The 12,693-nt window shown below is 66.9% G+C and carries 14 protein-coding genes; 8 read left to right on the top strand and 6 right to left on the bottom strand.

Going from position 1 to position 12,693, the window contains the following annotated elements:
- Positions 1 to 13: 13 nt before the first annotated feature.
- Both BST38_RS12585 and BST38_RS12580 read right to left on the bottom strand, forming a co-directional pair.
- Positions 14 to 880 carry an SDR family NAD(P)-dependent oxidoreductase gene (locus tag BST38_RS12585; RefSeq protein WP_083143643.1) on the bottom strand — a complete coding sequence of 289 codons (867 nt, stop codon included), beginning with the start codon at positions 878 to 880 and terminating at the stop codon, positions 14 to 16.
- A 13-nt stretch (positions 881 to 893) separates the two neighbouring features.
- The gene (locus BST38_RS12580) at positions 894 to 1,862 is read right to left on the bottom strand and encodes an NADP-dependent oxidoreductase (protein ID WP_083143752.1); all 969 of its coding nucleotides are present in this window, start codon (positions 1,860 to 1,862) and stop codon (positions 894 to 896) included.
- Positions 1,863 to 2,073: 211 nt separating this feature from the next.
- On the opposite strand from BST38_RS12580, the gene BST38_RS12575 reads away from it, so the two are divergent.
- On the top strand, positions 2,074 to 2,280 hold the full coding sequence (locus BST38_RS12575; protein WP_083143642.1) for a hypothetical protein: 207 nt from the start codon (positions 2,074 to 2,076) through the stop codon (positions 2,278 to 2,280).
- Positions 2,281 to 2,287: 7 nt separating this feature from the next.
- Here BST38_RS12575 and BST38_RS12570 read toward each other — a convergent pair whose 3' ends face one another.
- Together BST38_RS12570 and BST38_RS12565 are read right to left on the bottom strand one after the other, a co-directional pair.
- On the bottom strand, positions 2,288 to 2,980 hold the full coding sequence (locus BST38_RS12570; RefSeq protein WP_083143641.1) for a helix-turn-helix transcriptional regulator: 693 nt from the start codon (positions 2,978 to 2,980) through the stop codon (positions 2,288 to 2,290).
- Positions 2,981 to 2,999: 19 nt separating this feature from the next.
- The gene (locus tag BST38_RS12565; protein WP_083143751.1) at positions 3,000 to 3,404 is read right to left on the bottom strand and encodes a nuclear transport factor 2 family protein; all 405 of its coding nucleotides are present in this window, start codon (positions 3,402 to 3,404) and stop codon (positions 3,000 to 3,002) included.
- A 125-nt stretch (positions 3,405 to 3,529) separates the two neighbouring features.
- On the opposite strand from BST38_RS12565, the gene BST38_RS12560 reads away from it, so the two are divergent.
- From BST38_RS12560 to BST38_RS12550, 3 genes are all read left to right on the top strand, one after another.
- On the top strand, positions 3,530 to 4,984 hold the full coding sequence (locus BST38_RS12560; RefSeq protein WP_083143640.1) for a glutamine synthetase family protein: 1,455 nt from the start codon (positions 3,530 to 3,532) through the stop codon (positions 4,982 to 4,984).
- A gap of 2 nt (positions 4,985 to 4,986) precedes the next feature.
- A complete protein-coding gene (locus BST38_RS12555) occupies positions 4,987 to 5,976 on the top strand; it encodes an alpha/beta fold hydrolase (RefSeq protein ID WP_083143639.1) in 990 nt (329 codons plus the stop codon).
- Between the two features lie 107 nt (positions 5,977 to 6,083).
- Positions 6,084 to 7,802: a GMC family oxidoreductase gene (locus BST38_RS12550; protein ID WP_083143638.1), complete on the top strand. Its 1,719-nt coding sequence runs from the start codon at positions 6,084 to 6,086 to the stop codon at positions 7,800 to 7,802.
- Between the two features lie 4 nt (positions 7,803 to 7,806).
- On the opposite strand, the gene BST38_RS12545 is transcribed toward BST38_RS12550, so the two are convergent.
- On the bottom strand, positions 7,807 to 8,724 hold the full coding sequence (locus BST38_RS12545; protein WP_083143637.1) for an aromatic alcohol reductase: 918 nt from the start codon (positions 8,722 to 8,724) through the stop codon (positions 7,807 to 7,809).
- A 166-nt stretch (positions 8,725 to 8,890) separates the two neighbouring features.
- Here BST38_RS12545 and BST38_RS12540 point away from each other — a divergent pair, with 166 nt between their 5' ends.
- Complete coding sequence (locus tag BST38_RS12540; protein WP_083143636.1) at positions 8,891 to 9,700, top strand: LLM class F420-dependent oxidoreductase; 810 nt, start codon at positions 8,891 to 8,893, stop codon at positions 9,698 to 9,700.
- Positions 9,701 to 9,727: 27 nt separating this feature from the next.
- On the opposite strand, the gene BST38_RS29010 is transcribed toward BST38_RS12540, so the two are convergent.
- Positions 9,728 to 9,874 carry a hypothetical protein gene (locus tag BST38_RS29010; protein WP_110781737.1) on the bottom strand — a complete coding sequence of 49 codons (147 nt, stop codon included), beginning with the start codon at positions 9,872 to 9,874 and terminating at the stop codon, positions 9,728 to 9,730.
- A 101-nt stretch (positions 9,875 to 9,975) separates the two neighbouring features.
- On the opposite strand from BST38_RS29010, the gene BST38_RS12535 reads away from it, so the two are divergent.
- The 3 genes from BST38_RS12535 to BST38_RS12525 all read left to right on the top strand — a co-directional run bounded on the left by BST38_RS12535 (position 9,976) and on the right by BST38_RS12525 (position 12,444).
- Positions 9,976 to 10,389 (top strand): nuclear transport factor 2 family protein, encoded by a 414-nt coding sequence (locus BST38_RS12535; protein ID WP_237160771.1) that lies wholly within the window; start codon positions 9,976 to 9,978, stop codon positions 10,387 to 10,389.
- A 185-nt stretch (positions 10,390 to 10,574) separates the two neighbouring features.
- Complete coding sequence (locus BST38_RS12530; protein ID WP_083143634.1) at positions 10,575 to 11,828, top strand: cytochrome P450; 1,254 nt, start codon at positions 10,575 to 10,577, stop codon at positions 11,826 to 11,828.
- Positions 11,821 to 12,444 (top strand): TetR/AcrR family transcriptional regulator, encoded by a 624-nt coding sequence (locus BST38_RS12525; RefSeq protein ID WP_083143633.1) that lies wholly within the window; start codon positions 11,821 to 11,823, stop codon positions 12,442 to 12,444. Before BST38_RS12530 ends, BST38_RS12525 begins: the two co-directional genes overlap by 8 nt.
- The last annotated feature ends 249 nt before the right edge of the window (positions 12,445 to 12,693 follow it).

The raw sequence follows: 12,693 nt of genomic DNA, 5'->3' as shown, positions 1-12,693 counted from the left end.
CGGGGCAGACATCTCAGGCGGCCGGAAAGTCGACCGGGTACGGTTCGCCGAAGTCCGCCGACCGGCCCACCGCGGCCCACCTGCGGTCCTCGCCGAGCAGAAACTCGTCCTGGCGGATGGATCCCTCCACGGCGTTCACCCCGAGGGGCAGGTGATACGGGATGTCGGTGTGCCGGGCCAGACGCACCAGAATCTCGGCGGCCCGGACCGGATCCCCGGCGGTGACGGCCGCGCTGCGCCGGACCTCCGACATCGCCCCGACGGTGTCGGTGTAGACGTCGGGGATGTCCTCGACGGCCATCGAGGAGCCGGCCCAGTCGGTGGCGAAGCCGCTGGGTTCCACGACGAGCACCTTGATGCCGAACGGCTCGGTCTCGGCCTGCAGCACCCGGGAAAACCCGTCGATGGCGAACTTGGCGGCCTGATACGAGGCGATACCCGGCGAGCCGCCGACACGTCCGCCCATCGAGGAGAACTGGATGACCAGCCCCCCACCCTGGCCCCGCAGCACCGGAATCGCTGCTCGCGAGACGTGGTAGACGCCCCAGAAGTTGGTTTCGAATTGGGCGCGGAAGTTCTCCTCAGCGCCGGTTTCGATCGGTGCGACATCGGCGTAGCCGGCATTGTTGACCACCACGTCGATCCGGCCGAACCGCTCCGCGGCAGCCGCGACGGCCCGGTCGACGGCAGCACGGTCGGTGACGTCGAGGGGCAGCGCCACAAACCGGTCCGGGTGTTCGCGTCCCAGATCGGCGACCTGCTCGGGGCGACGTGCGGTCGCTGCGACCAGGTCGCCGGCGGCCAGGGCGGCCTGGACCAGGGCGCGTCCGAAGCCACGAGAGGATCCGGTGATGAACCAAACCTTGTTGGCGAGTGCCATGAGGGATCTCCTGTCAGTCGAAGGTGAGGACGAGGCGTCCGCGGATGCCGCCGGCTTCGAGGGCTCGATGCGCCTCGGCGGCCTGGTGCGCCGGATACGTGCGGGCCACTCGCAGCGTGAGTGACCCGTCCTCGGCGAGCTTGCGCAGTTCGTCGAGTTTGTCGTGGGCGTGGGTGTATTCCGGTACGAACACCTCCCGGACGGTGATGTGATGGTCGGCGCCCAGCGCAGCGGGGTCGGGCAGTTCCCAGCCGCGGACGGCGGCGATCTGGCCGCCGGCGCGCAGGGCCGGGACCACCTCGCGGCCCTGTAGCGCCGCATCTACTACCGCGGCGACGCCGCCCGGCCACCATCGGCGGATGCGCTCCCCCACTCCCGGACCGCGCGCCACGATTTGATCGGCGCCGAGCGCGGCGACAAGCGCCTCGTCGGACTCTGCAGCGTCGGCGATCACCCGCAACCCGTCCGCCTTGGCCAACTGGATGGCGTATCCGCCGACCGCGCCGGCGGCGCCGGTGACCGCCACCGTTTCCCCTGGCTCCAGCGCCAGTACGTCGAGCGCAAGCCGGGCGGTGAGTCCGTTCATCGGTAGCGTCGCGGCCTCGGAGTGCGTGCTGCCCGCCGGGGCGCGGGTGACCTGATCGGTGTCCACGACCAGATACTCGGCGTAGGCGCCCCCAGTGGAGTCGATCGGCATGACGACGGTCATCACCCGGTCCCCGACCGCGAGATCGGTTGCGGCGCCGGGTTCGATCTCGTCGACGACGCCGGCCGCCTCCATACCCGGTCGGTACGGCGGGTACAGCGGGCCGGCGCGCAACACCTCGTCGAGGTCGCCGATGCGCAGCAGGGTGTCACCGGGGTTCACCGTCGCGGCGTGCACCCGGACCCGGATCTTCCCCGGCCCGGTGTCTGGACGGGGCACCTCGACGAGTTCCAGCACCTCGGGGCCGCCATAGCGGGTGACGCCGACGGCCCGCATCATCGCGGGCACAGTCCCGGCCCGCTGCGGCCGGGACGATCGACGGATGGCGCCGTCATGTTGACTCCTCGGCGGTCGCATGGCTGATCGAAGCTTCAACCGATGGTCACGCGGTGCCGGTGTGTCCCGCATCCGTCAGTGCACAGTGCAGGTGCGCAGTCTGCCGCCGGCTCAGCGTCGGACGAATCCGCGCCCGTCGTAGGCTCACGCCATGCGCACTGTGACACTGGCGGCCAGCACCGCGCCGGCGCTGACGGTGGGGCTGGCGGTCTACGCGGCGTTGATCCTCGGCATCCTCGCGGTGGCCGTCGACGGTGCCCGTCGGCGCCGGCGTCGCCAGGCGATCGCCGCCGCAGTGATCGTCGGGGTGTTGACGCTGGGCGGGCTGGTCGTCGCGATCATCAGCAGCGTCGCATAACCCCGGGTCACCCGAGCCGCCGCGTGCTCCACCGCGACAGATCCGCCTCCAGGACCGCCGAATCACGTTCGGGGAACACTTCATCGGTGATCTCCAACTGCCGGATGCGGTCGAGCTGGAATCCGCGGATGCCTTCGCGCAGCCGGCACCACCCGACGAACAACCAGGCGGCACCTCCGCGCAGCAGTCCCATCGCCTCTACGTCACGGATGGTGTGGGTCGCACCGTCTTTGGCGGTATAGCTCAACCGGACGACCCGGCGCGCGGCGATCGCCTCCGGAATCAGGGCGACCGCTGCCTCGGTCGGCGGCTGGGCGTCGATGACGAACATCGACGCCAACGCCTCGTCTATCGGCGCGAGCTGATCCTCGCGGCTGATTGCGAGGATCTTCGCCCGCGCCCGGCGTGCCGCGGCACCGTACGGTGAGGTCTCCACCAAGCCAAGCCCGGCAAGCACCGCCAGTGACTCCGGCACCGTGAGATTCAGCGGCGGCAACGAGTGCTCCCGCAGAATCGAGTATCCGCCCGACACCCCGTGGTCGGCATAGATCGGAACCCCCGCAAGCTGCAGCGACTGGATATCGCGCTCAATCGTGCGCTTGGAAACGTCGAACTCCTCGGAGAGCCGCGCAGCCGACAACGGCCGGCGCGACCCCCGCAGCAGATCCACCAGCGCGTACAGCCGCTCGGCTCTCCTCACGAGCTCAAGTCTCCCGGTCTCAAGTCAGGTGCGCGCGCGTTCCGTTCACCGACCACACCTCGCGGATCATCCCGTCCTCTGTGAAGTCGAAGACATCGATCCCACCCGCAACGACGTCCCCGGCTTGCATGTTCCACAGCATCCGCCCGTGCGCACCGTCCACCGCCCGCGCCACCTCGGTGAAGACCACACCCGGATGTCGCTCGCGCCACCGATCCAGAAACCGAACGAAACTCTGCGCGCCCAGCACATCGTCGCCAGGGTTCGATCCGTCGGAATCGGGGATCAAGAAGTGAATCCGGAAATCCTCACTGCAGATCCGACGTGCGATCGCACTGTCGCTGTTCCACATCTCCAACCACACCGCCAGCCCCGCATCCGCAGCAGCCGTGTCTGTCTCCACCGTGTTCAGGTTCTCAGTCATGACCTCAGCGTCGGCCACCGCCACGACAACGGTATGTCGGTGTTTTCCCTCCGCTTCCAGATGCGACCCGTTTCATCTGGCGATACGGTGACTCTCAACAAGAAACCCCGCGTCGAAAGTGAGCTATGACGAGCACGCTCGATCCCGACACCAGCACCGCGCCGCACTACGCCGAAACCTTGGCGGAGGCGTTGCCCGACGACGCGAAGATCGCCGCCGTTCGGGCCGAGTTGGAAGCCGCCGGGGTCAAGTATGTGCTGTCGTGCTGGATCGACCTGTTCGGTGTCCCGAAGACCAAGCCCGTGCCGATGAGCGACTTCGAAGCGCTGTGCAAGGGCAAGGGCCCGCAGTTCGCCGTGCACTCGGTGTCCTTCGTGCCGGAACTGACCGCGGCCGACTCCGATCAGATCCCGGTGCCCGACCTGGACGCGGTCTATATCTGCCCGTGGGACACCAGCACCGCGATCATTTTCGCCGACCTGTTCTGGGAGGACAAGCCCTACAACGTCTGTCCCCGCCAGGCACTCAAACGCACCATTCACGCAGCAGCGCAACAAGGTTACGTCGGCTACGCCGGAATCGAGCCCGAGTTCATCGTCATGCGCTACGACGAGAACGGCAGGCCGGTCAAGGCTTTCGACACCGATCCCCAGCAGGTCGGTGGTCTGCGTCCGCGACGGCAGGCCTACGGCTACGACGTCGAACACTCCCTGGACGCGATGCCGTTCCTCAAGGACATGATGGACATGCTCGAGGGGTTGGGCTGGAACCTGCACGACGTGGTGGCCGAGGGCGCCTACTCCCAGTTCGAACTCGACTTCCACTACACGAACCTGCTGGAGATGGCCGACCGGCTGGTCTTCCTGCGTCTCGCGCTCAAAGAGGTCGCCAAACGGCACGGCATGTTCGTCACGTTCATGCCGAAACCCACCACGGGCGACTGGCGTTCGGGTGCGCACATCAACTTCTCGCTGCGCTCCGTCGATGCCCCCGACGAGAACCTCTTCGAACGCCCCGGCGGCGGGTGGAGCGACGAGTCCCGCTACGCCGTCGGCGGCCTGCTCGCCCACTCCGAGGCGCTGACCGCCATCACCTGCCCAACGGTCAACTCCTACAACGGGCTTGTGCCCCGAGTAGGTGGTCTCGAAGGCGGCACGGTCACCTGGGCGCCCACCAACATCACCTACGGCCACAACAACCGGGCCGCCCAGTTCCGTCTGCCGCAGAGCCGCTACTGCATCGAGAACCGCGCCGCCGACATGTGCATGAACGTCTATCTGGCCCTGGCCTGCACGCTCGCGGGGAGCGTCGAGGGCATCGTCACCGAAACGGACCCGGGCGAGCCCACCGACCGCGACCTGTACTCCATGACGGCGGAAGAGGGTGAGGCATTGGGCATCCGCCGGCTCCCCCGAAACCTGCTCGACGCCGTGAGTCATCTCCAGAAGGACGAGCTGATCGCGGGCGTCCTGGGGCAGACGATGCTCAAGTCGTACGTCGCGTACAAACTCGACGAGTGGGAGCGCTATCACCAGGCCGTCACCGACTGGGAGGTCGAAGAGTATCTGCGCCTTTACTGACCATGAAGAACTTCGACCTCGGCGATGTGCCCCTGCTCAGCGGTGAGACGCTGTCGAATGCGGTGCTGGCGTACGAAACCTACGGTCGACTGAACGAGGCAGGCGACAACGTCGTCGTCCTGCCCACGTTCTACACCGGAACACATATCCGCAATGAAGGCTTCTTCGGTCCGGGGCGGGCCATCGACCCCGCACGCCATTTCGTGGTGTCGGTCAACATGTTCGGCAACGGGCTGTCCACCTCGCCGTCCACCGCGGCTCCGTCGCAACACGGCGCGGCATTCCCGCACGTGACGCTCTACGACAACGTTCGGTGCCAGCACCGGCTGCTGTTCGAGGAACTCGGCGCGCAGCGGATCGCGCTCGTGACCGGCTGGTCGATGGCGGGTTGTCAGGCCTACCACTGGGGCGCGATGTATCCCGACGTGGTCGGCGCGATCGTCCCGTTCTGCGCCTCGGCCAGGACCTCACCGCACAACGTGGTGTTCCTGGAGGGCATCAAGGCGGCGCTGCGGGCGGACCCACTCTGGGAGCACGGGTCACCGATCCGAGGTTTGAAGGCGTTCGCCCGGGTCTACGCCGGGTGGGCGTACTCGCAGACGTTCTACCGGGACGGGCACTTCCGCTCCCTCGGCTACGACACGATCGAGGACCTGCTGGTCGACTGGGAGCACGACCACGTCGACAACTGGGACGCCCACGACCTGCTGGCCAAGATCTGGAGTTGGAAGAACAGCGATATCAGCGCAAACCCGCTGTACCACGGCGACTTTCACGCCGCGCTCGCAGCGACCACCGCGCGCGCCATCCTGATCCCGTGCACCCAGGACCTGTACTTCCCGCCAGAGGACAACGAACTCGAGGTCGTGCAGATGCCCAACGCCGAGCTCCGGCCCTACGATTCACCGCTCGGGCACTGCGTCGCCAGCCCCGGCAACGATGCCGGGTTCGCCGAGTTCCTGGATGCCGCCATCCGCGACGTACTGGCCTGATCAGCCGGCGCCGGGGCGTCACGACCGCGGCACGCGACCTGCGTTACTCCTCTACCGGGCCGTCATCGCGCACACTGGGACGCGCAACGGAGCGCAATGGAGGAACGGTGCCGGAAACCAGCCCTAGGCCCGAATACGGCGCCGAGTACGACGCTGAATATGACTACGTCATCGTCGGCGCGGGCAGCGCGGGGTGCCTGCTCGCCAACCGGCTCAGCGCCAACCCCGCTCACCGTGTGCTCCTCGTGGAAGCCGGCGGCAAGGACGACTGGTTCTGGATCAAGGTGCCGGTGGGCTATCTGTACACGATCGCCAACCCCCGCACAGACTGGTGCTTCACCACCGAACCCGACCCGGGTCTGGCCGGGCGGAGCATCATCTACGCGCGGGGCCGCGTGATCGGCGGTTGTTCGTCGATCAACGCGATGATCCACATGCGCGGGCAGGCCAGCGATTACCAACAGTGGGCACAGGCCACCGGTGACGACCGGTGGCTCTGGGGAGGCCCGGACCGTCCGGGCCAGACCCTGGCGATCTACAAGGAGTTGGAGAACTACTTCGGCGGCGCCGACGACTGGCACGGCAGCGCCGGCGAGATCCGGGTCGAGCGACCGCGGGTGCGCTGGAAGATCCTGGACGCCTGGCAGGACGCCGCCGCCCAGTGGGGCATCGCGCCGATCGAGGAGTTCAACCGGGGTGACAACTCCGGCAGTGCGTACTTCCACGTCAACCAGAAACGCGGCCGACGCTGGTCGATGGCCGATGCCTTCCTGCACCCCGTCGCCCACCGCCCCAATCTCACCGTCTACACCAAGACCCAGGCGTTGGGGCTGCTGCTGGACGATCAGGTCAGCGACAACCAGCGTCGCGGCGCCTGGACCACGGCCCGGCACCGCGCGTCCGGGGTGCGGCTGTTGAAGGGCGGTCAGATCGCCACGGTGCGAGCCCGCCGGGAGGTACTCCTGAGCGCGGGAGCGATCGGCTCACCACATCTGATGCAGGTCTCCGGCCTGGGCCCGGCCGACCTACTCACCCGGCATCAGGTGCCGGTGGCCGTCGACCTACCCGGAGTGGGCGAGAACCTCCAGGACCACCTGCAGCTGCGAACCGTCTATCGGATTCGAGGGGCGCGCACCGTGAATACGCTGTACCGCAACTGGATCACCCGGGCGGGCATGGGCCTGCAGTATCTGCTGCTGCGATCGGGACCGCTGACGATGCCGCCGTCCACCTTGGGGGCATTCGCGAAAAGTGACCCCGCGCTGAGCAGCCCCGATCTCGAGTGGCATGTGCAGCCCTTGTCACTGCCTAAGTTCGGCGATCCCCTGCACCCATACGGCGCGATAACGCCCTCGGTCTGCAACCTGCGGCCCACCTCGCGCGGCCATGTGCGGATGGCGGACGCGGACCCGCTGGCCCACCCGAGGATCCTCTGCAACTACCTGTCCACCGACGCGGACCGGGAGATCGCCGTGCGCGGCCTCCGGATGACCCGGCAGATCATGGCGTCACCGGCCCTGGCCCGCTACCGTCCCGAAGAGATGCTCCCCGGCCCGGACCTGCAGAGCGACGACGACCTGCAGGCCGCGGCCCGGGAACTGGGGACGACCATCTTCCACCCGGTGGGCACGTGCGCGATGGGAGCCTTCGACACCCACGGCGTGCCGCGGTCGGCGACCACGGTGCTCGACACCGACTGCCGCGTGTTCCGCGTCGCGGGCCTACGCGTCATCGACGCGTCGGCGATGCCCACCATCACTTCGGGGAACACCAACGCGCCGGTCATGCTGATCGCCGAGCGAGCGGCGCGGTCGATCCTGGGATGAGCCATCACGCGCCGAGGTGCTTCCGCAACCACTCCTCCGCGGTAGTGGTGCGGATTCCACGAGATGCGTTGAAGCTGACGGCTTTCGGCCACGCGACACCCCTGCCCTGGGCGAACACCGCGCGGTACTTGCGCATGGAGTCGTCGGGGTCTCGGGCGAGGTCGTCGAGCAATCGCGCCACCGTCCACTCGCTGCGGGTGACCGGTACGCCTCGGGTCCGTTCCACGATGTCCGCGAGCTCGCGGTAGGTGATCGTGTCACCGGCGACATAGACGACCTGGTTCGCGATGCGTGGCCGGGCCGACACGACCTCCGCAGTCAATACGCCGATGTCCTCCGGGGTGGTGACAGTGACCGCGTTATCCCAACCGCCCAGCGCATTGACGGTGTTGGTGGCGAAATCAACCACGCCGAAGTCCGGCTCGAAGAGGAAGCTGGTGAACATTCCGGTGGACACGATCACCCAGTCGGTGACGTCCTGGGCCCGCAGCAGGTCACGGACATCGAGTTGCTCGTCGAACAGATCCTGCGGACTGCCGCGCCCGATCGCGTCGTAGTCGGCACCGAACTGCCACGGCAGATATCGGCGAACCCCGGCCTGCAGAACGGCCTCGGTGATCCTGCGTTGCGTTCCCGGACCCGCAGCGAACCCGATGCAACTGATCACCGTGTGGAACCGGCCGAAGATCGCCGCCAGTTCACCGATCGTCGCCGTGGCCATATCGGCCTCCACCACTGCCACATCACTTGCAGCGAGCTCGGCACGCAGGCGGACGTGTCTCGGCGTGTCCGACGGTCGCAGCAACACCGTCACCGGCGGCGGGTCGTCCCGCTGTGTCAGCGCGCCGACCACGCTGCCGCCGAGCTCACCAGTACCGATGACGAGAGCCGACTCTGCACCCGACGGATGTTCGGTCGTCATGAGTCGGTAGAACAGCCCTGTCCGGTGGGGCATTCCCGCACGGTGGATCTGCGGGTCCTCGGCGCAGCCGTGAAATGGGCCGTGAAACCGCTCGGCGGATTCGGAATAAACCCCCCAACCCGATGACTTGGCTGAAGAGTCGCCCTCCCCCGACCCAGGAGATTCCATGACCCGTCCCATCCGCGTCGCCGTACAGATCCAGCCCGGTGGCACACCCGATTACGCCACGTGGCGCGACGCCGTCCTGGCGGCCGACGACCTCGGCGTCGACGTCATCCTCGGCTACGACCACTTCCACCGCCCGGCGATGGAGGCCATCGTCGACGGCAAACCCGTCATGTATGACGAGCAGCCCGACGTCTCGAACTTCGAGGGCTGGACTGCGCTCGCGTCGTGGGGCGAGATCACCTCACACGCCGAAATCGGTCTTCTCGTCACCGGCGTGGGATACCGCAACCCCGACCTGCTGGCCGACATGGCGCGCACCGTGGACCACATCAGCGGCGGACGGCTCATTCTGGGTCTCGGCGCGGGATGGTACGAAAAGGACTACACCACCTACGGATACGACTTCGGCACCTTCGGCTCACGCTTCGATCTGTTCGACGAGAGCCTGCTCCGTATCGAAAAGCGGCTGGCCGCCCTGATTCCGCCGCCGGTGCGCAAGCTGCCGATCCTCATCGGCGGCACGGGACCCAAGCGCTCGCTGCCGGCCGTGGCCAGGCACGCCGACATCTGGCACGCGTTCCAGGATCTCGACGCGTTCCGCAGATCCACCGACCGCGTCGACGAGTTGGCGGCGACGTTCGGCCGCAACGGGGCCGACATCGAACGATCGACGCTCTGGGAGAACGAGGACAGCGCCGATGCGTTCCGCGAGGCGGGTGTCACGCTGTTCCAGACCGAGCTCACCGCTGACAACGGTTTCGACCTCGCCGCCCTCAAGCAGGTGATCGCCTGGCGCGACCGCAGCTGACCCCCGCGGCTGGGCGCGCCCGTGAGGTCAGTCGTCCTCGTCGTCGTCACGGTGCGCGGCTTCGATGATCTCCGGCGGCGCGGGCTTCTGCAGCCAGGCCCGAATCCGCAGCAACCCTCCGGCGATGGTCCCGATCGCGAAGACCGCGATGACGATCCAAACTGCAGTGGACATGTACCAAGTGTCCGCCCGCGGACCGCTTCACGGGCAGGAATGGGCCGGGGATGACCTGAGAGGTAATGGTCCGGCGGTCATCGGACTGCCAGACTCGTGTCGTGAACACCCGCGGGACCGTCAACGAATTGCTTCGTCGTATCGCGTCCGGAAACCAAGCACACATCGCTGAGCTCTACGCCGAACAGATCTCGTGGAAACTGAACTGGCCGGCCGGCGACTACGCGAACGTCACCCCCTGGATCCGGCAGCGGTCCACCCGTGCCGGCGTCGAGGAGCACTTTCGGCTCATCGCCGACCATCACATCGCGAGACTGAGTTCCGCGGAGGTGATTTCGGTGCTGGTCGATGGCGACGATGCCGTCGTGCTCGGCGAACTGCACAACACCGCCGAACCGACCGGGCGCAGCTACGACGCCGCATTCGCGCTGCACGTGACCGTGGAGAACGGGCTGATCACACGTCACCACATCTACGAGGACAGCCTGTCGGTGTTCCGGGCGTTCGCAGGCTGAACCGATCCGGCACTTCCTCGACCATTAGACGTTCGATCGCACAACGTATGACCTCACGACCGGTCGCGCCGGTCATCGTCCACATATTTCGGCTTTTTCATTGACCTCTATCTGGTGTGGTCATACGCTTATGCCTCAAGCGTCCGTCTGCGCCGTCCGGTGCACCTGCGAAAGTCGAGCCGTCGATGCCCGTGGCCAGCACCGCTCCGAACGTCTTCGAAGCCGACCTCCCCACGTTGAGTTACGGCCTGACCGCCAGTCCCCACGACATCCTCGACGACGCGCTGGAGGCCCAGGCGCGCGCCCCCATCGCGATGGGCCCATTAGGGCCGGAGATCCTGTCCTACGATTTGGCCCGCGATATGCTGCGCGACAACAGGTTCCGTCTGCCACCCGGTATCACCCTGGCAGCGCAGGGCATCACGTCCGGGCCGCTGTACGACAAACTGGCCAACAGTCTCCTCGGCCTGGACGGCCCTCCTCACATCCGGTTGCGCAAACTCGTGTTCAAGGCGTTCACTCCCCGCGCGACGGCACATCTGCAGGACACCATCCGCGAGGTCGTCAACGGACTCGTCGACCGGGTGATGGACGCCGGTCGGTGTGATGTCGTGACCGACATCGCGCGGCCCTACCCCACCCCGATCATGTGCGCTCTTCTCGGTGCGCCGCGCGCGGACTGGCACCTGTTCGCCGACTGGACCGAAGAGGTTTTCAAAGCACTCAACTTCCAGCCCGACGTCAACTTCGACGAGGCCGAGATCATGAAGGCCTGGGGCGAACTCGACGCCTACGTCGACGACATGGTCGCGGCCCGCCGCGGCAACCTGACCGAGGATCTGCTGTCCGAACTCATCCGCGCCGAAAGCGACGGCGATCGGCTCAGCATCGACGAACTTCGCATGCTGGTGGCCGGCTTCCTGATGGCGGGAACGGATACGACGCGCAACCAACTGGCCGCGTCGGTGCAGGTGCTCTGCGAGCACCCCGACCAATGGACGAAGCTGCGCGATGAGCCCGAACTTGCGATGCAAGCGGTCGAGGAGAGCATGCGCCACTCGCCGGCGGCGAGCATCGTTCCACGCGCTGCGAGTACGGACGTCGAATTCGGCGGCTACCTGTTCCCGGCGGGGACATTCGTCCTGGTGAACACCTTCGCCGCGAACCGGGACCCGGCGATCTATCGCGATGCCGACCGCTTCGACATCTCCCGCGACGACCTTCCCCCGATCCTGACCTTCGGCGGCGGCGCTCACTACTGCCTGGGAGCCAACCTGGCCCGCCGCGAATTGGCCGAAGCGCTCGTCGTGCTCACCCGCCGTCTTCCGCACGTCCATCGGTCCGGTCCTGCTCCGTGGAAATCTCTTCTCGGGATGACCGGCCCGACAACACTTCCGATCGAGTTCACCAGCGACCAGTTCGTGACCGCGGATGCGTAGCCGCGGCTGGGCGGGCGCGACACCCACCTCCGACGAGGAGGCGATCGACCGCATCCTGGACGCCGTCGATGACGTCGTCGCCGAGCACGGATCCGCGATCCATCTGGCCGACGTCGCACGCCAACTCGGCGTCACACGCCAGACGGTCTACCGATACTTCCCCAACGCCGATGCGCTGCTGATCGCCAGCGCCATGCGCGCCGTCGACGGCTTCATCGACCAGGCGGTGCAGCGCGTCCAGGGCGTCCACGATCCGGTGCATGCCGTCGTCGAATGTATCGCTTTCGCTGTCGAGAAGCTGGTCGGTGATCCGCAGCTGGACAGCCTGCTGGCGCGGCGACAGGACGGGGCGGCCGCGACCTCGTTGACCTCCGATACGGCAAAGGCATTCTGCTCGTCGTTCTTCCGCAGACTCGACGTGGACTGGGAGCTGCATGGCTTCGATGGCGACGGATTGGACGAGTTGGCCGAAATGACGCTGCGCACAGTGCAGTCCATGCTGTCCGATCCCGGCGAGTCGCCGCGTTCGGGTGTTCCGTTGCGCCGCTTCGTCTCCCGGTGGCTGGGGCCCGCGATCCTGTTCCCGCGCTCCTCGGCAGTGTTGATCCACGAGTAACGCGGCGCCGAGGTGACGGCGCACTCGAGCAAACGTGGCGCGGCGCCTGTGCGGCGAGCATCCTGACTGCGGCATCCGCGCGGTAGATCGTTTTGACTCGTTGCGATAGCAACTATGTGGTTAGATAACCAGCACGTATTGACGACTACGTAAACATCCACGTGGGGGCACGGAAAAGGATGACAGCTATGGGGGTTGTGGGTGGCTCGATCGCCGCGTACCAGGGACGGCAGGTTAGCTGCGGGCGGC

This window comes from Mycolicibacterium parafortuitum (assembly GCF_002086815.1).
Classification (GTDB): Bacteria; Actinomycetota; Actinomycetes; order Mycobacteriales; family Mycobacteriaceae; genus Mycobacterium; species Mycobacterium parafortuitum.
This window is presented reverse-complemented; position numbering and strand designations above follow the sequence as displayed.